Origin of the sequence: Halorubrum shenae, from assembly GCF_051194165.1 — an archaeon.
In the GTDB taxonomy this organism is placed as follows: domain Archaea; phylum Halobacteriota; class Halobacteria; order Halobacteriales; family Haloferacaceae; genus Halorubrum.
In genome coordinates, this window is record NZ_JBLZNI010000003.1 from 283,589 (window position 1) to 302,401 (window position 18,813).

21 protein-coding genes and 2 tRNA genes are annotated in these 18,813 nt (G+C 67.2%); 19 read left to right on the plus strand and 4 right to left on the minus strand.

Features of this window, described 5'->3' with window-relative positions; genetic code table 11:
* Window positions 1–30: 30 nt before the first annotated feature.
* The gene (locus ACNS88_RS06170; RefSeq protein ID WP_435094919.1) at window positions 31–576 is read left to right on the plus strand and encodes a DUF7529 family protein; all 546 of its coding nucleotides are present in this window, start codon (window positions 31–33) and stop codon (window positions 574–576) included.
* A 230-nt stretch (window positions 577–806) separates the two neighbouring features.
* On the opposite strand, the gene ACNS88_RS06175 is transcribed toward ACNS88_RS06170, so the two are convergent.
* Window positions 807–1,160: a dihydroneopterin aldolase family protein gene (locus ACNS88_RS06175; protein WP_435094920.1), complete on the minus strand. Its 354-nt coding sequence runs from the start codon at window positions 1,158–1,160 to the stop codon at window positions 807–809.
* A gap of 137 nt (window positions 1,161–1,297) precedes the next feature.
* Between ACNS88_RS06175 and ACNS88_RS06180 the strand changes: the two genes are divergently transcribed.
* The 13 genes from ACNS88_RS06180 (at window position 1,298) to ACNS88_RS06240 (ending at window position 13,495) form a co-directional block, all read left to right on the plus strand.
* Window positions 1,298–2,593, plus strand: coding sequence for an amidohydrolase (locus ACNS88_RS06180; RefSeq protein WP_435094921.1), 1,296 nt, complete (start codon window positions 1,298–1,300; stop codon window positions 2,591–2,593).
* 732 nt (window positions 2,594–3,325) lie between these two features.
* Entirely contained in the window at window positions 3,326–4,336 is a 1,011-nt protein-coding gene (locus ACNS88_RS06185; RefSeq protein WP_435094922.1) for a hypothetical protein, read from the plus strand.
* 105 nt (window positions 4,337–4,441) lie between these two features.
* Window positions 4,442–5,731 carry an adenosylhomocysteinase gene (locus tag ACNS88_RS06190; RefSeq protein WP_435094923.1) on the plus strand — a complete coding sequence of 430 codons (1,290 nt, stop codon included), beginning with the start codon at window positions 4,442–4,444 and terminating at the stop codon, window positions 5,729–5,731.
* Between the two features lie 55 nt (window positions 5,732–5,786).
* Window positions 5,787–5,951, plus strand: a complete 165-nt coding sequence (locus ACNS88_RS06195) for a hypothetical protein (protein WP_435094924.1) — start codon at window positions 5,787–5,789, stop codon at window positions 5,949–5,951.
* A 64-nt stretch (window positions 5,952–6,015) separates the two neighbouring features.
* Window positions 6,016–6,789: an endonuclease NucS gene (nucS, locus tag ACNS88_RS06200; protein WP_435094925.1), complete on the plus strand. Its 774-nt coding sequence runs from the start codon at window positions 6,016–6,018 to the stop codon at window positions 6,787–6,789.
* Window positions 6,790–6,932: 143 nt separating this feature from the next.
* Window positions 6,933–7,463 carry a 50S ribosomal protein L16 gene (locus tag ACNS88_RS06205; protein ID WP_435094926.1) on the plus strand — a complete coding sequence of 177 codons (531 nt, stop codon included), beginning with the start codon at window positions 6,933–6,935 and terminating at the stop codon, window positions 7,461–7,463.
* A 140-nt stretch (window positions 7,464–7,603) separates the two neighbouring features.
* Entirely contained in the window at window positions 7,604–9,658 is a 2,055-nt protein-coding gene (locus ACNS88_RS06210; protein ID WP_435094971.1) for a DEAD/DEAH box helicase, read from the plus strand.
* 87 nt (window positions 9,659–9,745) lie between these two features.
* Window positions 9,746–9,818: transfer RNA gene (locus ACNS88_RS06215), tRNA-Pro, on the plus strand.
* 150 nt (window positions 9,819–9,968) lie between these two features.
* The gene (locus tag ACNS88_RS06220; RefSeq protein ID WP_435094927.1) at window positions 9,969–10,643 is read left to right on the plus strand and encodes an HAD family hydrolase; all 675 of its coding nucleotides are present in this window, start codon (window positions 9,969–9,971) and stop codon (window positions 10,641–10,643) included.
* Window positions 10,640–11,698 (plus strand): phosphotransferase family protein, encoded by a 1,059-nt coding sequence (locus tag ACNS88_RS06225; RefSeq protein ID WP_435094928.1) that lies wholly within the window; start codon window positions 10,640–10,642, stop codon window positions 11,696–11,698. Before ACNS88_RS06220 ends, ACNS88_RS06225 begins: the two co-directional genes overlap by 4 nt.
* 64 nt (window positions 11,699–11,762) lie before the next feature.
* Window positions 11,763–11,836: transfer RNA gene (locus ACNS88_RS06230), tRNA-Phe, on the plus strand.
* 454 nt (window positions 11,837–12,290) lie between these two features.
* Window positions 12,291–12,800, plus strand: coding sequence for a hypothetical protein (locus ACNS88_RS06235; RefSeq protein WP_435094929.1), 510 nt, complete (start codon window positions 12,291–12,293; stop codon window positions 12,798–12,800).
* 191 nt (window positions 12,801–12,991) lie between these two features.
* Complete coding sequence (locus ACNS88_RS06240; protein ID WP_435094930.1) at window positions 12,992–13,495, plus strand: DoxX family protein; 504 nt, start codon at window positions 12,992–12,994, stop codon at window positions 13,493–13,495.
* Here ACNS88_RS06240 and ACNS88_RS06245 read toward each other — a convergent pair.
* Both ACNS88_RS06245 and ACNS88_RS06250 read right to left on the minus strand, forming a co-directional pair.
* A complete protein-coding gene (locus tag ACNS88_RS06245) occupies window positions 13,492–13,809 on the minus strand; it encodes a DUF7577 domain-containing protein (RefSeq protein ID WP_435094931.1) in 318 nt (105 codons plus the stop codon). The genes ACNS88_RS06240 and ACNS88_RS06245 overlap by 4 nt on opposite strands.
* A gap of 75 nt (window positions 13,810–13,884) precedes the next feature.
* Window positions 13,885–14,400, minus strand: a complete 516-nt coding sequence (locus ACNS88_RS06250; protein WP_435094932.1) for a hypothetical protein — start codon at window positions 14,398–14,400, stop codon at window positions 13,885–13,887.
* Window positions 14,401–14,623: 223 nt separating this feature from the next.
* On the opposite strand from ACNS88_RS06250, the gene ACNS88_RS06255 reads away from it, so the two are divergent.
* Complete coding sequence (locus ACNS88_RS06255; protein ID WP_004048101.1) at window positions 14,624–14,818, plus strand: cold-shock protein; 195 nt, start codon at window positions 14,624–14,626, stop codon at window positions 14,816–14,818.
* 212 nt (window positions 14,819–15,030) lie between these two features.
* Here ACNS88_RS06255 and ACNS88_RS06260 read toward each other — a convergent pair whose 3' ends face one another.
* Window positions 15,031–15,345 carry a 2Fe-2S iron-sulfur cluster-binding protein gene (locus ACNS88_RS06260; RefSeq protein WP_435094933.1) on the minus strand — a complete coding sequence of 105 codons (315 nt, stop codon included), beginning with the start codon at window positions 15,343–15,345 and terminating at the stop codon, window positions 15,031–15,033.
* Between the two features lie 161 nt (window positions 15,346–15,506).
* Here ACNS88_RS06260 and ACNS88_RS06265 point away from each other — a divergent pair, with 161 nt between their 5' ends.
* The 4 genes from ACNS88_RS06265 to ACNS88_RS06280 all read left to right on the plus strand — a co-directional run bounded on the left by ACNS88_RS06265 (window position 15,507) and on the right by ACNS88_RS06280 (window position 18,804).
* Window positions 15,507–16,586: a DUF7093 family protein gene (locus tag ACNS88_RS06265; protein WP_435094934.1), complete on the plus strand. Its 1,080-nt coding sequence runs from the start codon at window positions 15,507–15,509 to the stop codon at window positions 16,584–16,586.
* A 111-nt stretch (window positions 16,587–16,697) separates the two neighbouring features.
* Window positions 16,698–17,081 carry a DUF5611 family protein gene (locus tag ACNS88_RS06270; RefSeq protein ID WP_435094935.1) on the plus strand — a complete coding sequence of 128 codons (384 nt, stop codon included), beginning with the start codon at window positions 16,698–16,700 and terminating at the stop codon, window positions 17,079–17,081.
* Between the two features lie 165 nt (window positions 17,082–17,246).
* Window positions 17,247–17,702, plus strand: a complete 456-nt coding sequence (locus tag ACNS88_RS06275; protein ID WP_435094936.1) for a universal stress protein — start codon at window positions 17,247–17,249, stop codon at window positions 17,700–17,702.
* Between the two features lie 121 nt (window positions 17,703–17,823).
* Entirely contained in the window at window positions 17,824–18,804 is a 981-nt protein-coding gene (locus ACNS88_RS06280; RefSeq protein ID WP_435094937.1) for an ROK family protein, read from the plus strand.
* Window positions 18,805–18,813 lie beyond the last annotated feature (9 nt).

Here is an 18,813-nt window from a genome sequence, read left to right on the forward strand (position 1 = left end):
CGTTTTATTGCTCTGTACCCGTGCAGGAGCATGGTTCGAACGGAGCCGAACGGCTCAGAGACGAGTGACGCCAAACGACGCGCAGAGACCGCTAAACAGTCCAAAGCGGGACTAAAACGGACGATCGAGGATATGAAGGCGATGGCCGCCGACCGCGAGGAGGCCGGGTACGAGACGCTCACCATCACCGCCGGGGACACGACCCCGAAGACACCGGACACGGGCGAATCGGACGAGTGGGGGCTGAGCTACGTCGTTCCCAGCAACGTCGAAGACGAGTTCGTTGCACTGTACGACCGAGCCAGTTTCGACGAAATCGGGGTCTACCAGGCCGACGCGGAGGGAGTCCGGTTCATCGTCACCGAATGCCTCGACCACGACGAGCATATCGCCGTGTTTATCGCCGGTACGTTCCGGCTACAGTTCGCCGCGCCGCTCGCCAGGACCGCACTCGATCGCGGACGCATGTACACGCACGTGAAGAAACTCGACGGAACGCATCTCGGAACGATCGACCACGACGACCCCGACGCGTTCTTCCCGGACCCGGAGTCGGTATACGCTTACGAGCGCTAGTCGCTTCTCGATGAAAGAAAGCGATCGCCGAACTGAGTGGCCGTCAATGACCGTCAGATACGTCCAACCGCAGTGCACGTCGACTGTGGTGCCGATCTTCGCGACCCGAGTTGTACGGTGAGACGCGCCGACGCTTCGGTCGTCGTTCCGGTGGGCTGCGGGTCGCCGGTCCCCTTCCGACCGCGAGAGAAAGACGGTCGCGGCGCACGGCACAGCGCCCTCGCCGGTTGTCAGTCGCTTTTCGCCGCTTCGACCGACACGATCTCCATCAGCGGGTAGCCGTCGTGCATCGCCATTTGCGTGTTGACGGTGACGCCCTCGTGTTCGATCCGCATCTCGACGTCCATCAGCGACCCGGTCAGCTCCGTGTAGCCGTTCTCGTGGTCGATCGCGTCGGCGACGCGGTCGTCGTGGATCCGGACGCTCACCGACTCGCAGAACGGCTGGTTCTCGATCGACTCCGCCATCGCGGCCTCCAGACTCCGCGTGCTCGACGGGCTGACGGGTGTCCCTGCGAACTGGTGGTACAGCGAGCCGAACTTGATCCCGGCCTCGAAACACGCCTGTTGGGCGTCGGTTGCCATAGGGAAACTCCGACCGCGGCGGTGAAGAACGTTCGGAGGCGGAGCGGGCGACGACACAGCATCCGCGGTGCCAGCGGTGCGCCGACGCGCCACCGACGAACGGAAGGCGTTAGGTCCGCCGGCCGGAACCGAGAAGCATGAACACGCTTCGCGTGACGGGTGGGCGGGTCCTCCGCCCCGACGGCCGCGTGACCGAGTCGGATGTCACGATCGACCGCGACGCGGGAACGATCGTCGCAGTGGGCGAGGAGAACGGGGAAACCAAAACCCTCGACGCCGACGACGGACTCGTGATCCCGGGGCTCGTCAACGCGCACACGCACGCGTCGATGACGCTCCTTCGGGGATACGCCGACGACAAACCACTCGACCCGTGGCTCCGCGAGGATATCTGGCCGGCCGAGGCCGAGCTCACCCCGGACGACATCGAGGCCGGCGCCGAGCTCGGCGTCCTCGAGATGATCCGGTCGGGAACGACGGCCTTCGCGGACATGTACTTCGCGATGGAGCGCGTCGCAGACGTGGTCGACCGCGCGGGACTGCGCGCGCGACTCGGCCACGGCGTGGTGACCGTGGGCAAAGACGACGCGGACGCCCGCGCCGACGTCGAGGAGAGCCTGACGGTCGCACGCGACCTCGACGGCGCCGCAGACGGACGGATCCGGACCGCGTTCATGCCGCACTCGCTGACGACGGTCGGCGAGGAGTACCTCCGCGAGGGCGTCGCGAAAGCGCGCGAGGCGGGGGTCCCGACTCACCTTCACGCGAACGAGACGACGGACGAGGTCGACCCGATCGTCGAGGAGCGCGACGAGCGCCCGATCGCGTACGCCGAGGATCTCGACGCGCTCGGCCCGGACGACTTCTTCGCGCACGGCGTCCACCTCGACGAGTCGGAGATCGAGCGGCTCGCCGAGGCGGGGACTGCGATCGTCCACTGTCCGGCCTCGAACATGAAGCTCGCCAGCGGGATGGCCCCGGTACAGCGGCTTCGCGACGCGGGCGTGACCGTCGCGCTCGGCACCGACGGGGCGGCCTCGAACAACGATCTGGACGTGTTCGACGAGATGCGCGACGCCGCGATGCTCGGGAAGCTCGCCGCGGACGACGCGAGCGCGGTGCCCGCCGCAGCGGTCGTGGAGATGGCGACCGCCGGCGGGGCCGAGGCCCTCGGCCTGCCCGGCGGCCGGATCGAGCCGGGCGCGGCCGCCGACCTCGCGGTCGTCGACCTCGACGCGCCGCACCTCACGCCGGTCCACGACCCCGTCTCGCACCTCGCGTACGCGGCGCGCGGGAGCGACGTGCGCCACACCGTCTGCGACGGCGAGATCCTGATGCGCGATCGGGAGGTCCTGACGCTCGACACCGACGCGGTTCAGGAACGGGCGGCAGCGGCCGCGAGCGACCTCGTCGACCGGGTCGACGGATCGTGAGCGACTCCAACGATCACTTATAAATGAACGCGGCGGTGCGGTGGCGCGCGCCTCCGAGCGGTCGCCCTCGGCGACCGCGAAGGAGCCCGTGCGAGGGAGTCGCTGGCGGCTGTCGCCGCCAGCGACGAGGCTGGGGAGGTGTGAGGTGCGGTTGCGGGGCGGTGCGGGTGGGACTCAAAGGGGCAGCCGCCGAGGCCGTCGCAGGCGACGTAAGCACCGCAAGGAAGGAGCGGAGCGACTGACTGAGGAGCGCAACGAGCGTGCGGCGGCCTCGGCGGCTGGGGCTTTGCAAGTGTTCACCGTCGTTCCGTCGTCGGCCGCTTATAACTGAGCGGCTGGGGCTTTGCAAGTGTTCACCGTCGTTCCGTCGTCGGCCGCTTATAACTGAGCGGCTGGGGCTTTGCAACTGTTCACCGTCGTTCCGTCGGTCACGTCTAAACAGCCGCCAGCAACATCCCGTTCTCGCTTATAAACAACGACGCCACTGTATCGATATGTTCACTCCCGAGCTGACTCACGACCGACGCCATCGATCGAGATCGAGGTGCGCCCGAGCCGCGGACTGGTCCCGTCCGAACGCGAACCGACACCGATACGCGTCGATTAACCGCTCGATCCCGCCGAACCACCGAAACAGCCGATGCAGCGCCGTTAACCCGGATACAATCCGGTTTAAACCGGCTTAACGGAGTTCCCTATTTATAGGGTAACGGTGACACGGTCGAAGTGAACATGAGCAAACGCACGATCGGCCTGCTGTTGATTGCGGTCGTCGCGCTCGGCGCGATGACCGGCGTCGCGGCCGCCGACGGCCACCTCGAAGTGGGCGTCGACGACGCGGACGGAGAACCGACGGTCACAGTGACCGAGAACGACACCGCAGTCGAGAACGCCACCGTCAACGTGAGCGTCGTCGACGAGAACGCGACGTACGCGGGAGCGGGTGAGTACACCACTGACGCGAACGGCACCGTCGATCTCACGACTCCCGCAGAGGACGTGACGGTGAACGTTACCGCCGAGTACGACAATAAGACCACCACGACGACGGTCGACCTCGTGGCTCCTAACGACCTATCGCTCGACGTGTCGAACACCGACGGCGATCCGGTCGTCACAGTGACCGACAACGACACCGCGGTCGAGAACGCCTCGGTCGTCGTCGCGCTCGCCGACGACGCGGGCGAGAACGCGTCGTACGCGGGCACGGGCGACTACCAGACCGACGAGAACGGCACCGTCGGCCTCCCCGCCGCCGAAGAGAACGTCACGGTCGACGTGACGGCGACATACGAGGGCGATTCCGTCTCGGCGACCGTCGACCTGACTACCGGGAGCGATGACGCCGCGGCGGGCGACCAGCCCTTCGGGCAGCTCGTGCAGGACTTCATCGACAATCTAAACGACCGTGAGGGCGGTATCGGCGCCGCCGTCTCGGACTTCGTGACGGAGAACAACCCGGGCAACGCTCCGGACCACGCGGGTAACGGAAGCAGCGCGGGCAGCGCGAGCGACGGCCCCGGTAACGCGCCCGACCACGCCGGACAGGGCAACGGCAGCGAGCAGGGACCGCCGGACCACGCGGGCCCGAACGGTGACGACGGCGACGCCACGAACGAGAGCGACGACGACGGCAACCGTGGACCGCCGAGCGACGCCGGTCCGAGCAGTGACAACGGCAACGGCGGGAACGGCCCGGATAACGGAAACGGTCAGGGTAACGGCAACGGCCCGCGGAACTGACGACCCCATCCGACGACCCCACCTGACGACCCCATTCGACGATTGACTTTTTGTGACGCGCCCGGTGTCGGCAGGGTTTAGTGCGCCGTGAGCGAATTAAAGCGTATGAGCGAAACCGCGTACTCGCCGGTATCACAGCACCTCTCGGACCTCGAAACGGCCCGCGAGGAGGGACGCCGGAAGATGGACTGGGCGCTCCAGCACATGCCGATTCTCAACGCCCTCCGCGAGGAGTTCGTCGACGAGCAGCCGCTCGCCGGCGAGACGATCGCGATGGCGATGCACGTCGAGGCGAAGACGGCGAACCTCGTCGAACTGCTCGCCGACGGCGGCGCCGAGGTCGCGATCACCGGGTGTAACCCGCTCTCGACCCACGACGACGTGTCGGCCGCGCTCGACACCCACGAGTCGATCACCTCCTACGCGGTCCGGGGCGTCGACGACGAGGAGTACTACGACGCGATGCACGCCTGTATCGCCCACGAGCCCACCATCACCGTCGACGACGGGATGGACATGGTAAAGCTCGTCCACGAGGAGTACCCGGACCTCATCGACTCGATCATCGGCGGCGCCGAGGAGACGACTACGGGCGTCGACCGCCTGCGCGCGATGGACGCCGACGGCGAGCTCCACTACCCCGTCTTCGCCGTGAACGACACGCCGATGAAACAGCTTTTCGACAACGTCCACGGCACGGGCGAGTCGTCGCTCGCGACCATCGCGATGACGACGAACCTCTCGTGGGCCGGCAAGAACGTCGTCGTCGGCGGCTACGGCCAGTGCGGGAAGGGCGTCGCGATGAAGGCCTCCGGCCAGAACGCGAACGTCATCGTCTGCGAGGTCGACCCCCGGAAGGCGCTCGAAGCCCACATGGAGGGCTACGAGGTACTCCCGATGGTCGAGGCCGCGAAGAAGGGCGACGTGTTCATCACGACGACGGGCAACCGCGACGTGATCACCCGCGAGGACTTCGAAGAGATGCAGGACGGCGTCCTCCTCGCGAACGCCGGGCACTTCGACGTGGAGGTGAACCTCAACGATCTCGACGATCTGGCCGTGGACCGCTACGAGGTCCGTGACGGCGTCGAAGGGTTCGAGATGGCCGACGGCCGGGTCCTGAACGTCATCGCCGAGGGGCGGCTCGTCAACCTCGCCGCGCCCATCTCGCTCGGCCACCCGGTCGAGGTGATGGACCAGAGCTTCGGCGTGCAGGCGGTCGCCGTCCGTGAACTCGCGGCGAACGGCGAGAGCTACGAGGCCGGCGTCCACGACCTCCCCGACGAACTCGACCGCGAAGTCGCGGACATCAAGCTCGCCGCCGAAGGCGTCGAGTACGACGACCTCACCGACGAGCAACGCGAGTACATGGGGAGCTGGGAGCACGGGACCTGAGCGGTCGCGCCCGGCAGTTCGACCGGCTTTTGTACGACGCGTTCGTACTGATCACATGAACCCGACGGCGGTGCTGCACGCCGGATTCGGCGTATCGGTCCTGATCGGAATCCTCGTCTCGGACACGGCGCTCCGCGTCGGCGCTTTCGCGCTCGGCGCGGTCCTCTTCGTCGCCGGCATCGTCGTGTCGCGACGGGACGACGGGGGCGAGGCGGCGTAGTCGTCGCCAAGATCGACCGCGAGGCCGCGCGTCCTTTTTCAGCCGCGACCGCCTACGAAGTCCAGTGACAGTCACGAGCGTCCACGACCCGAGCCACCGCGAGGCCCTCTGGGAGCTTGAGGACGCCTTCGAGCGCGGCGACCTGATAAGCGTCTTCGGGCGCTGTACGGTCAGCTACGAGGGCCGTGCCGCCTCCGATCTCGGCATGGGCGACCGGCTGCTCGTGTTGAAACCCGACGGCGCCGCGCTCGTCCACACCGATGAAGGGCGCCAACCTGTCAACTGGCAGCCGCCGGGGTCGGAACACCGCGCCGCGGTGCGCGACGGGCAGCTTCGCGTGCGCTCGACCAGGAGCAATCCCGAGGAGACGCTGATGGTCCGGTTCGAGCGAGTCCACCAGCTCTCCGCGATGGCCGTTACAGGGGGCCGCAACCTCACGCTCCACGGGAGCGAGGAGGACCTCCGGACCCGAATCTTGGAACGCCCCGACCTCGTCGAGTCCGGGTTCGAACCCCGCGAGACCGAGCGTCCCTCCAGCGCCGGCCCGATGGACGTGTTCGGCGTCGACGCCGATGGGACCCCGGTCGTCGTCGAGCTGAAACGCCGGCGGGTCGGCCCGGATGCAGTCGGCCAGTTGGCCAGATACGTGCGGGCGCTGCGGGCGGAGCTAGGGGTGGAAACAGGCGCCGACGGTGACGACGACTCCGACGCCGACAGCGACGACGGCCCCGTCGTCCGCGGGATCCTCGTTGCGCCTTCGGTCACCGATCGAGCCGCAGAGCGGCTCGCGGACCGCGGATTCGACCACGTCGCGCTCGATCCCACGCCGGCGGAGTGACCGGGCAACACGAACTGGTCGAGGCGTGTCAACACGGACCGAAATCGGCCGAAACACCGGTGGCGACCCGCAACGATCCGCCGACGACGCCTCGCTATCGAAGGCTTTATCGCCGCAGCACCGGCTACATCGGACAAGTAGCCATGTCTGACAAACCCGCCTCTATGTATCGGACGATCGACAAGCCGTCGTACACCCGCCGCGAATACATCACCGGGATCCCCGGTTCGAAGATCGCCCAGCACAACATGGGCGACCTCTCCGCGGAGCCGGACGACTTCCCCGTCCAGATCAGCCTCCGCGTCGAAGAGGAGCTCCAGATCCGACACGGGTCGCTCGAGAGCTCCCGGCTCTCTGCGAACCGCCACCTCATCAAGGAGCTCGGCGAGGGCAACTACAAGATGACCCTCCGCAAGTTCCCCCACCAGGTCATCCGGGAGAACAAGCAGGCGACCGGCGCGGGCGCGGACCGCGTCTCCGACGGGATGCGCCAGGCGTTCGGCAAGCCGGTCGGGACCGCCGCACGGCTCAACAAGGACGACATCGTCTTCACCGCCTACTGCGACGTCGAGCAGGCGTCCGTCGTGAAGGAGGCGTTCCGCCGCGCGTACAACAAGCTCTCGCCGCCGTGCCGGATCACGGTCGACCGCGGCGAGGAGCTGCTCGTCTCGTAGACGCACCGACCTTTTCGAGGGGCGGTTCTTGCAGCCATGAGCCGCGGTTCTCGCAGCCACGAGCCGCGGTTCTCGCAGCCACGAGCCCTGCGCTCCCCGAGCCGAACTCCTGAAATACCTCGCTCGCGTACCGAATGGCAGTGTCACAGCAGTTGGCCGAGGTCGAGACGCTGTTCCTCCACGAGGCGCGGAGCGATTACACCGTCGTCGCGAACCGCGACGGGAATCGCGTGCTCCGCGGGCGGCTCGAACTCAAGGAGACCTCCGCAGGCCCCCGTCCGGGCAAGTTCCGGGTGATCCGCGGCGGCGAGGACCAGCCCCGCCAGCCCGACGAGTTCGTCGATCTCGCCCGCGCGGCCGGCCGGATCCGTATCTCCGAGCAGACGTCGCCGGAGAACCGGAAGCGGCTACAGGCGATGCTCGACGGCTACCAGCTGGAGGCGACGGCGGTGCGGACCTGCCGGCGCTGCGCGAACGACGGCCGGTACGGCCCGATCACGAGCGACGGCGCGATCGAGCACAACGACGAACTGATCTGCCGGGACTGCGCCCGCCGGGAGTTAGAGCGCGAGCTTTCTTATAAAGGCGAGTTCACGGGCGCCGCCGAGGAGCGCCTCGAAGAACTCCTCTACGAGTCCGGCGACTTAGACCGGATCGTCAACCTCCTGCAGGGCGGGCTCGACCCCGACCTCACGAAGTACGACGAGGTCTCCGCGAACGTCGACGACGTGAGCCCCGTGCGCACCGAGGACCTCGACCTGCATCCGGACCTGTCCGCGCACCTCCAAGGGCGGTTCGAGGAGCTGCTACCGGTCCAGAGCCTCTCCGTGCGGAACGGCCTGCTTGAGGGTAACGACCAGCTGGTCGTGAGCGCGACCGCGACCGGGAAGACCCTCGTGGGCGAGCTGGCGGGGATCGACCGAGCCTTAAAAGGGGAGGGGAAGCTCCTCTTTTTGGTCCCCCTCGTCGCGCTCGCCAACCAGAAGCACGAGGACTTCAAAGACCGGTACGGCGACCGGCTGAACGTCTCGATCCGCGTCGGCTCCTCGCGGGTGAACGACGACGGCAACCGCTTCGATCCGAACGCCGACGTGATCGTCGGCACCTACGAGGGGATCGACCACGCGCTCCGGACCGGGAAAGACCTCGGGGATATCGGCACGGTCGTCATCGACGAGGTCCACACCCTGAAGGAGGGCGAGCGCGGCCACCGGCTCGACGGGCTCATCTCCCGGTTGAAGTACTACAGCGAGAATCGGATGGAGACGCATTCGGGATACGGCGGTACCCAGTTCGTCTACCTCTCTGCAACAGTCGGGAACCCCGAGTGGCTCGCCGAGAAGCTCCGGGCGACGCTGATCGAGTACGAGGAGCGCCCCGTCCCCATCGAGCGCCACGTCACCTTCGCAGACAGCCGCGAGAAGGCGCAGATCGCCGACAAGCTCGTGAAACGCGAGTTCGACACGAAGTCGTCGAAGGGGTACCGCGGGCAGACGATCATCTTCACGAACTCCCGGCGGCGGTGTCACGAGATCAGCCGGAAGCTGCGGTACGACTCCGCGCCGTACCACGCCGGGCTCGACTACAAGCGCCGGAAGACGGTCGAACGCCAGTTCGGGAACCAAGACCTCTCGGCGGTCGTCACCACCGCGGCGCTCGCTGCCGGCGTCGACTTCCCCGCCTCGCAGGTGATCTTCGACTCGCTGGCGATGGGGATCGAGTGGCTCTCCGTCCAGGAGTTCTCCCAGATGCTCGGCCGGGCCGGGCGACCGGACTACCACGACCGGGGGCGCGTCTACCTCCTCGTCGAGCCTGACGGTGTCTACCACAACTCCATGGACCGCACCGAAGACGAGGTGGCGTTCACCCTTCTGAAGGGGGAGATGGAGGACGTGGCGACCCACTACGACGAGACCGCCGCCGTCGAGGAGACGCTGGCGAACATCGTCGTCGCGGGCAAGAAGGCTAAGCGGCTCAACGACCGGATGATCGGCGAGGTGCCGACGAAACACGCGATCGGCAAGCTACTGGAGTGGGAGTTCATCGACGGCTTCTCGCCGACGCCGCTCGGTCGCGGGATCACGAGGCACTTCCTCGCGCCCGACGACGCCTTCTTCATCCTCGACGCGATCCGGAAGGGAACCGACCCCTACCAGACCGTCGCCGACCTCGAACTGCGCGACGACGAGGAGTGAGCGGGGAATCACGAGTCGATCGCGAGCGGGCGCGACTCGACCGCGCAACGAAACGCTTTAGCGGCCGATGCGGGTATGTAGGAGTGCGGGGCCGTGGGTTAGCCTGGTATACTTCGGGCCTTGGGTGCCCGTGACCCCGGTTCGAATCCGGGCGGTCCCACTTTTGCGGCGCGAGCAACGTCGCGAGCGCCGCGACCGTGAACGGATTCGAAGTAGGGAGTGGAGCGAGCGACGCCGGCGTCTCCGCGACGGTCCAGTCGGAGACCGACGACCACCGGCCCCTTATTATTGCGGCGCACCAACTCGGGTCGTGAACGACGTGGACGCCGTGTTATTCGACCTGGACGGGACGCTCTGTCGCCACGCGGGCGACGCGGGCGACGCGTACCGCCGCGCCTTCGACAGCGTCGGCGTCGAGCCGTTCGGCGAACCGGCAGCGCTGTGGGCGGCACTCGACGGCCCGCCGGACCCGGACGACCGCGTCGGCTACCTCGGTGCGGGGTTCGCGCGGGTGGCCGCACAGCACGGTCGCACCGAGGTCGACCCGGTCGCGCTCGCGGAGGCGTTGATGACGGGGACAGAGGAGATCGGCGTTGAGTTCCTCCCGGGCGCCGAGGCCGCCCTCGACGCTGCGACCGCCCGCGGGCCGACCGCCGTGATCACCAACGGCCCGAAGGACCGACAGGACCGGAAAATCCGTGCGCTCGGGCTGGCCGACCGCGTCGATGTCGTCGTCTACGCGGGCGACCTCCCTCGCCGGAAGCCCCACGCGGCGCCGTTCGAGGAGGCGCTGTCGAAGCTCGGTGTCCCCGCGGAGCGCGCGCTGTACGTCGGGAACTCGCTCACGTACGACGTGGCGGGCGCGCAGAACGCCGGCCTCCGCGCGGCGTGGATTCGCGGCGACGAGGCGGGCCCGGGCGAGTACCGACCGGACCACGTGTTCGATTCGGTCGACGACCTCGTCGAGGTGTTATCGGCGCCGTGACCGGCGATGAGCGGTCGAGAGTGAGTAGCGGGTCGACGCGGGTGGAGTCGATCTCGCCGGACGCGACGTGGCTCCGCACGGCGGTCGCGGCAGTGCGTCCCGAGGGGTCGATCGCGGTCGTCGAGCCGATCGAGGCGGGCGGACGGCGTTCGACGGTGGCGGTCCGTTTCGCGGACGCGGCGCCGATCGTCGTTCGACGCGGGGGCACTCCGAAGGCGGTGGAGACGGAGTGCGCGCTGCTCGACGCGGTGGCCGCCGAGACGACGGTCCCCGTGGCGTCACCTCTCGGATGGGGGATCCCAGCGGACGACGGCGGCGAGGCCGAAACTGTCGACGGAGACCGACGCGACGCGTGGCTCGCCACCCGGTTCGTCACCGGCGGCGACCTCCACGAGGGCTTTGTCGATCTCGATCCGGAGACGCGGCGCGAGTGTGCCGCCGCCTTCGGCCGCTATCTCGCCGAACTACACGCCGCGTTTCGGTTCGACGGGTACGGCCCGATCGCCGACGACGACGGAGCGCTCAGGGCGGTCGACCCCGAGCCCGATACCGGCTCTGACCGGCTGGCGGCGTGGCGTCGGTGGCTCGTCGAGCGGGGACGAGAGAGCCTCGACCGCCTTCCCCCGGAGTTCGACGACGTCGCGGCCACAGCCGGTGAGCGGCTCGACGCGTGGAGACCGGAAGCGGCGCCGACACCGCGGCTCTACCCGTGGGACCTCCGTCCGGGAAACGCGGTCGTCGCGGACGGGTCGATCGCCGCCGTCGTCGACTGGGAGCGGCCGCTGGCTGCGGACGCGGCGCTGTCCGTGGCGAAGACCGAACACCTCGTCGCCGACTGGTACGTGCCCGAGGAGGCGCCGGCGCTGCGACGCGCGTTCCGGAGCGAGTACGCCGGGGTCCGTCCGGTACCGACCGTGGAAGCGGTCCACCGGATCGTCGCTGTCGCGGAGACCGCGGTCGACTCTCGCGGACGGGTGACGAATCCGCGGTACCCGCCGGTTGGGCGGGACGCCGCTGTGCGGTTCCACCGGCGCCGACTGGAAGACGCAATGTGAGGCCCCGTCCCGGCGCCGGCTTTCGAAATCCTTTTGTCCCGAATCGGCATTTGTGGAAGTGCGAGCCGCCTTAGCTCAGACTGGGAGAGCACTCGACTGAAGATCGAGCTGTCCCCCGTTCAAATCGGGGAGGCGGCATATTTCGAGACGGTGAGCGGAGCGAACCGTCGAGAAAACGACGCCGAGCCGATTTGAGCAGACGAGTCGCGAGCCCGAGCGAAGCGAGGGCGAGCGTCTCGACGAGTTCACATCGGGATCGCGACACGGAGTTGTCGATCCCGCTCAACGCCTTCTCGGGTACAGTCGACACTGAACCCGCCTCGAGACACTCTCCCTTGCGTTCTGTAGAGAGCCGTGTTACGGCCTCAAAATCGGGCTCCGTCACCGATAAGCTGGGGTTACAAACGGTCGTTTTCTAGCGGTCAGATTCAGTGAAACATAACAACATCCGGGTGGGGACATAACAATACGCGAGTGTGGTCAACGTATAGTCGCTGGAAGATCAGATTTCGAGTGTCCCGCGATCCGGACCACGGGTCCCGGTGCTGCGGCTACGTTCGAACGCAACCAGACGAAACAAAACCTAACTACAATGAAGCGCCCCTCACTCAAAGACCAGTTCGGAGAAGACGACTCTAGTGTAGACGATCAGAAAACGAAAGCGATAGTCGATGCCCTGTCGGCGAACGACAAGGTCATCGAAATTAGGCCTGCGAAACGGTCGAAAGGGATGGGACTGAAAGGACTCCTACTGTTGGGAGCGGGTGCGATCGCCCTCGTCTACTGGGTCCAGAACTCCCAGAAGTCGAACGAGGTGATCGAGGGTGCAAAGGAGAAGGCGGCCAGCCGGATCCACCAGACCGCAGAGGGTATCGAAGAGGGAAGCGAGACCGCCTCCGAGCGGATCGAAGAGGGCTCAGAGCAGGCCAGCGAGGTGGTCCATGAAACCGCCGAGAAGGCGTCAGATAAGGCCGAAGAAGCCGGCGAAAAGGCGTCAGATACGGCCGAAGAAGCCGGCGAGAAGGTAGTAGCGGAAATGGTGAAAGGCGACGGACAGACGTCTGATGGGACCGACGACGCCAGTGATTCCTCAGAGACGTGATCCCGCTGCGACACCGAGACGCTCCGAACCAGAACACCGCCCCAATTCGGAGGGGCGGCATATTTCGAGACGGTGGGCGGTCGTAACGTCGAGAACGCGCTTATTCTGACTAACCTCACGGGCTTCGACTGGAGTCGCGTCCACCTCCGCTGGGAGGAACGCTCATTAGCCGTCCATCACTACCTGCCCAGGTGAGCGACGACGAAACCGATCTCGACGACTCTAACGACGGACCGCTCGCGAGCCGGAAGCGCCCGCTTCGCTACGCGATGAGCGCGGCCTACGTGATCGCGGGGATCACGCACTTCCTCGCGCCGAAGGCGTTCGCGCGGGTCGTTCCGCCCGGACTCCCGAAACCCCGCGCCCTCGTGTACCTCTCCGGGATCGCGGAGATCGGGCTGGGGATCGGGGTCACCTTCGATCGGACGCGACGCGGATCGGCGTGGGGGATCATGGCGCTGCTCGGCGCCGTCTTCCCCGCGAACGTGTATATGGCGACCGACGACGTGGCGGCCGAACTCGTCCCCGACCGCCTCTCGGGGATCGCCTGCGCGGCGGCGTGGGCGAGGCTCCCGTTCCAAGGCGTGTTGCTGCTGTGGGCGTGGTGGTACACGCGCCCGGACACCGGATCCGGAAGCGACGCCGACGCCGACGCCGACGCCGACGCGGCGGCGGAGGCGAAGTCCGCCAACTAGGCGCCGGGACGAAGGGGCGCGACACAGCGGCGGCAGTAGTTGAACCCCGACTCGTTGTCCGCTCCGCACTGGGGACACGTCGCGATCGAAGCCGTCGATACCCCCGACTCTCCGCGGTCGTCCCCGGAGTCGGCCGGCGACCCCTGCCCGAACTCTTCGTCTTCCGTGTACTTCTCTATCTCCCCGGCCCGCCGACGCCGTTGACGGTCGCGTCCATCACGGACGATTTCGCGGAGCACGCGGAGTCCGAGCCCTAACGCGACGAGCAGGAGCGCTCCCGTGATCGCGAGGTAGACGGGCTCGAGGTCGATCATACGGAGCCTACGGGTCGAACGCTTAGATATTGTGGGGTGATCGCATACAACACGGTTGGCGGCGACACCGACGGATCAGTACCGCAACGTGGCGTCGAGGATACCGGCCGTCTGGCCGGCGCCGACGACGGCGATCGCGACTGCGGTCCACGTCACCGAAGGCGCCACCGCGACGCCGACCGCGCCGGCGACACAGCAGACGGCACCGATATCGTAGATGCGCCCGCCCGCATCGACCCGGCGCCCGGTGGACGCGAAACCGATCGCCGGGAGGAGCGCCCAGCCGAAAAGCGAGAGAGCCAACAGGGCGTCCGGGGGAACGTCGAGAGCGCCCGCAAGCGCGAGGAACCCCGCGACGCCGGCGAGCGTGACGGGCGTGCCCGCTAAGATTACGAGCTTCCACGTCCGGAGCACGCCATCGGACATGTCCCGCCACGAGGCGGCGACGAACGCGACGAGCAGGACGCTCATGACGACGTGCGCGACGAAGAGCGCGTGCGTCGAGACGAGGCCCAGCAGCGTCGCGACGACGACGAGCCACGCCGCCGGTACGAGCAGCGCCGGGCCGTTCTCGCGGAGGGATCGAAACACGCCAAGTCGATCGCGGGGGGAGAATATAAACGTCTCTCCGGCGAGGGTCGTAGCCGCGGAATCGGAGGAACCGACAGATCGGTCGGCGAAACGAGGGAGATCACGGTGTACAGTCACCGATCGGCATAATAACCGCTAAGTGTGGAAACAAACGTTTGCCTACACCCGTGGTAACTGTACACTCGCAATCCTTATGACCTGATGGGGCATCCGTTAGGATGCAATGGCGACCGGAAAGGTTGATTTCTTCAACGACACTGGCGGCTACGGATTTATTGAGACTGACGACGCTGACGACGACGTGTTCTTCCACATGGAAGACGTCGAAGGGCCGGACCTCGAAGAGGGCCAGGAGCTCGAGTTCGACATCGAGTCCTCGCCCAAGGGCCCCCGCGCGTCCAACGTCGTTCGGCAGTAAGCCGATCCGATACGGTGGGTCGGTCCGGCTGACGCCGAACGCGACTCTGACACGCGACAACAAGACTTCTGCCCGCCCCCGGATTCACGTCCGACGCGGGTTCTTATTACAACACTGAGCGTCGCCGCCGCCGATCGGTACGGCCGGCGGCGACGAGCGGTCGCGCCGGGCGTGCGTTGATTTATAAGACGAAGCCCGGTCGCAGGGCAGAGTTAGATGTGCTGTCCGAAGAGCCCGCGACCCTTCGTTACCTCGACGTCGCCCTCGACTTTCGTCTGACAGGCGAGGCGCACGTCGTGGCTCGGGTGGTGCGGCGGGAACCAGAGACGAACCGTCTCTTTTTTCTCCGGCTCGCTCACCTCGCCGTCGACCTGAACCGCACAGGAGCCGCACGACCCCGCGCCCCGGCAGTTGAGCTGCTTCATCTTCCCGTTGTACACGGAGAGGCCAGCCTCCGCGAGCACGTCGCGTAACACGTCGCCCTTCTCGCATTCGATTTCCTCGCCCTGATAGGATACGGTTGGCATGTCGGTGAACGGTACAGCGGCGATCCACAAAGAGTCTGTGTCCGCGGCGTGAGACGACCAGAGCCAGGGGCGTCGCCGCATCGCCATCCGAGACGGACGTGCGCCGGGTGTCAGACGCCGGACGAGGCGTTTTTTACCCTCGGCGCCGCAGGATGGGCATAATGGGACTCAGGTGTCTGCTCGGGCATGACTTCGGCGAGCCCGAACTACGGCGCGAGCGCGAGGAGGACGGGAACGAGGTCGTCACCACCGTCACCGAGGTGAAGACCTGCGCTCGCTGCGGCGAGGCGCAGGTGGTCAGCGAGAACACCGAGGTCACGACGATGGAACAGCTGACCGACGAGGCCACCGCCGCGGGTTCGGCCGGGGAGCCTGATCCGGCGCCAGCGAGCGACGAACCCGTGGACCTCGACGGCGTCGGCGCCGAAACCGACTCGGGGATCGCCGACGAGGCGACCACCGGAGTCGACAGCGACGTCGACGACGCCGTGATCATAGACGATACCTCCGGGGACGACACCGCGACCGGCAGTCGCGTGGACCCCGGCACAGCCGAGGTCGAGACCGCGGAGTCGGACGACCCGACACCGACGACGGAAGCGGACACGGGAGCAAAAGCGGATACGGAAGCAAAAGCAGACACGGGAGCAGAAGCGGCCGCTGGGGATGAGGGGGCGGAACTGCTCGACGACGGACCGTCAGGTGCGGCGGACGACGGTGACCGAGGGGCCGGCGGCGACGGTCTCGAACGCGACGACGGCGTGATCCTCGACGAGGAGGGCGAAGCCGCGGACGACCGCGAGCGCGGCGCGTGGCCCGACGTGGACGGGTCGGAGGAGGGAGCGGGGGAGCCGACCCCGTGGCCCGAACACGGCGGCGAGGACGAGGGGTTCAGCGCCGAGGTCGCCGAGGGCGACGCGGGTGACGTGGAGTTCGGCGGCGGGCTCACGCCTGAGGCCGCCGATCCGCCGGACGACGGAGACACGGAGTACGTCGAGGCGTCGGAACCGGGGGGCGCAGCGGACGACGCGGCCGCGACCGGGGCAGGGAGTGCGGTCGACGAGGGCGTCGAGATCACCCGCGGCGACAGCCCGAATATCCGAACATCGGCCTCCGATGTGACAACGGAGTACTACTGTCCGGAGTGCGAGATGACCCGTTCCGCCGACGGGAACTCCATGCGCGCGGGCGACATCTGCCCGGAGTGCAAGCGCGGGTACATCGACGAGCGACCGATCTGAGTGCGGACACGTCCCGAGCGATCGACCGACGGCCGATCGCAATCCGCCGGCGAACCGGACGAAGACCCCGTGACGAAACTGGTTTAGGGCCCCCTGTCGAAGAAACGCGGCATGAAGGAGTACAAGATGCGCCGCGGTGAGCATCTGGACGACCGCATGCCCGACTTAAAAGGCTCCGTCGAGGAGTACTTCGGCGAAGTCTCCGCCACGGAGGAGTGGCAAGGCCACGAGCTGTACGTCGTCGAGGACCCGGACAACCCCGTGTTCGACCGAATCGTCGCCGGCGCGGCCGAGTACGGCGGCAAGAAGGACAAGCTCGCGGTCCACTTCGAGGAGCGCCCCGCCGAGGACGTGATCGCGGAGGGGAACGCCGACGCCGCCGCCGACGCCGTCGACGCCAAAAACAGCTTCCTGCTCGAGGCGACCGGCCGTGACGCGAAGTCCCGACGTGAGTCGCTGAAGCGCGAAGTCGAAGACGACGCGCCCGACTACTGAACGGCGATCTCGCTCTGCGGCAGTGTCCACGTGTTGCAAGTGTCCACGCGTCGCGAGCGGCGGCGCTGTCGATCTGACGAGTGTCAGGGTCGATCGTGTAAATATTTATTCAGAGTTGAGTAAATAATTCGGCGGTTTTAAACCATCAGCGGACGAAGAAGGTGTATGAGCATCGAGACAGTCATGCTAGCGGTCGGAACAGAGGACAGAGAGGAGGCCGAGCAGCTTGCGGCGGAGGCCATCGCGGTGGCCGAGCCCGCGGGTGCGGAGGTCGTGTTGACCCACGTGTTCACCGACGAGGAGTTCGAAGCGGTCAGGTCGCGGCTGGGTGTCGACGAGCGGAGCGAGGGGTCGACCCCGGACGCCGTCGCGGAGCGACACACGACCACGCGAGCGCTCTCCAAGGCGCTCACCGAGGCCGGCGTGTCGCACTCGGTCCGCGGTGCGGTGGGCGACCACGCCGATGAGGTCGTCGAGACGGCCACGCAGATCGGTGCCGACCGCGTCGTCGTCGGCGGGCGCCGCCGGTCGCCGGCCGGCAAGGCCGTCTTCGGGAGCGTCGCGCAGGAGGTCATGCTCTCGTCGCCGTGCCCGGTGACGTTCGTGCGCTCGGCGTCGTAATCGTCCGCTCGACGTCGCAAGGGCGTGAGTGACCAGAACACGCGAAAAAGAGAGTGACCCGTCCCGGCGTATGTCCCCCGAAGCGTCCCGCTTAAGTGACACCGGTTCGCCGTTTTATCCGATGTACTACGTGGGCGTCGACCTCGGAGCGACGAACGTCCGGGCGGTCGTCGGCGACGAGACCGCGACCATCCTCGGGTCCGACTTGCGAGGGACCCCGCGCGGGCCAAACGGGATCGCGGTCACCGAGGCCGTCCTCGGCGTTGTCCGTGGCGCGTGCGAGGACGCCGGAATCGATCCGACCGCCGCCGTCGCGGCCGGGATCGGCTCGATCGGCCCTCTCGACTTGGCCGCCGGCGTCGTGCAAGGGCCGGCGAACCTCCCGGACACCGTCGAACGGATCCCCCTCGTCGGACCGGTTTCACAGCTGTTGGACACCGATGAGGTGTACCTCCATAACGACACCATCGCGGGCGTCATCGGCGAGCGGTTCCACTCCGAGCGCAACCCCGACGATATGGTGTATCTCACCATTTCCTCGGGGATCGGCGCCGGGGTCGCCGTCGACGGGAACGTGCTCTCGGGGTGGGACGGCAACGCCGGCGAGGTGGGGCACATGACGGTCGATCCGCACGGGTTCATGACCTGCGGCTGCGGTCTCGACGGCCACTGGGAAGGGTACTGCTCGGGCAACAACATCCCGAAGTACGCCCGCGAGCTCCACGAGGAGGATCCGGTCGAGACGATCCTCCCCATCGAGGACCCCGACTTCTCCGCGGTCGACGTGTTCGAGGCGGCCGGCGAGGACACCTTCGCGGACCACGTGATCGATCAAGTTGCCCACTGGAACGCCATGGGGGTCGCCAACGTCATCCACGCGTATGCGCCGCTAGTCGTGAGCGTCGGCGGCGCGGTCGCGCTCAACAACCCCGAGCGAGTGCTCGACCCGATCCGCGAGAAGCTCGCCGAGATGGTGTTCATCAACGTCCCCGAAGTACGACTCACCGACCTCGGCGACGAGGTGGTCGTGAAGGGCGCGCTCGCGAGCGCGCTCACCGGGGGGACGGGCGACCGGTCGCGGGTCGAGTCGCCGCCCAAGTGAGCCGCGGGT

Coding starts and splice junctions, on each gene's coding strand:
- ACNS88_RS06170 (WP_435094919.1), top strand. CDS start 31: ATGGTTCGAACGGAGCCGAACGGCTCAGAGACGAGTGACGCCAAACGA.
- ACNS88_RS06235 (WP_435094929.1), top strand. CDS start 12,291: ATGAAGCGCCCCTCACTCAAAGACCAGTTCGGAGAAGACGACTCTAGT.
- ACNS88_RS06275 (WP_435094936.1), top strand. CDS start 17,247: ATGAGCATCGAGACAGTCATGCTAGCGGTCGGAACAGAGGACAGAGAG.
- ACNS88_RS06175 (WP_435094920.1), bottom strand. CDS start 1,160: ATGGCAACCGACGCCCAACAGGCGTGTTTCGAGGCCGGGATCAAGTTC.
- ACNS88_RS06185 (WP_435094922.1), top strand. CDS start 3,326: ATGAGCAAACGCACGATCGGCCTGCTGTTGATTGCGGTCGTCGCGCTC.
- ACNS88_RS06260 (WP_435094933.1), bottom strand. CDS start 15,345: ATGCCAACCGTATCCTATCAGGGCGAGGAAATCGAATGCGAGAAGGGC.
- ACNS88_RS06280 (WP_435094937.1), top strand. CDS start 17,824: ATGTACTACGTGGGCGTCGACCTCGGAGCGACGAACGTCCGGGCGGTC.
- ACNS88_RS06255 (WP_004048101.1), top strand. CDS start 14,624: ATGGCGACCGGAAAGGTTGATTTCTTCAACGACACTGGCGGCTACGGA.
- ACNS88_RS06180 (WP_435094921.1), top strand. CDS start 1,298: ATGAACACGCTTCGCGTGACGGGTGGGCGGGTCCTCCGCCCCGACGGC.
- ACNS88_RS06245 (WP_435094931.1), bottom strand. CDS start 13,809: ATGATCGACCTCGAGCCCGTCTACCTCGCGATCACGGGAGCGCTCCTG.
- ACNS88_RS06190 (WP_435094923.1), top strand. CDS start 4,442: ATGAGCGAAACCGCGTACTCGCCGGTATCACAGCACCTCTCGGACCTC.
- ACNS88_RS06205 (WP_435094926.1), top strand. CDS start 6,933: ATGTCTGACAAACCCGCCTCTATGTATCGGACGATCGACAAGCCGTCG.
- ACNS88_RS06270 (WP_435094935.1), top strand. CDS start 16,698: ATGAAGGAGTACAAGATGCGCCGCGGTGAGCATCTGGACGACCGCATG.
- ACNS88_RS06195 (WP_435094924.1), top strand. CDS start 5,787: ATGAACCCGACGGCGGTGCTGCACGCCGGATTCGGCGTATCGGTCCTG.
- ACNS88_RS06265 (WP_435094934.1), top strand. CDS start 15,507: ATGGGACTCAGGTGTCTGCTCGGGCATGACTTCGGCGAGCCCGAACTA.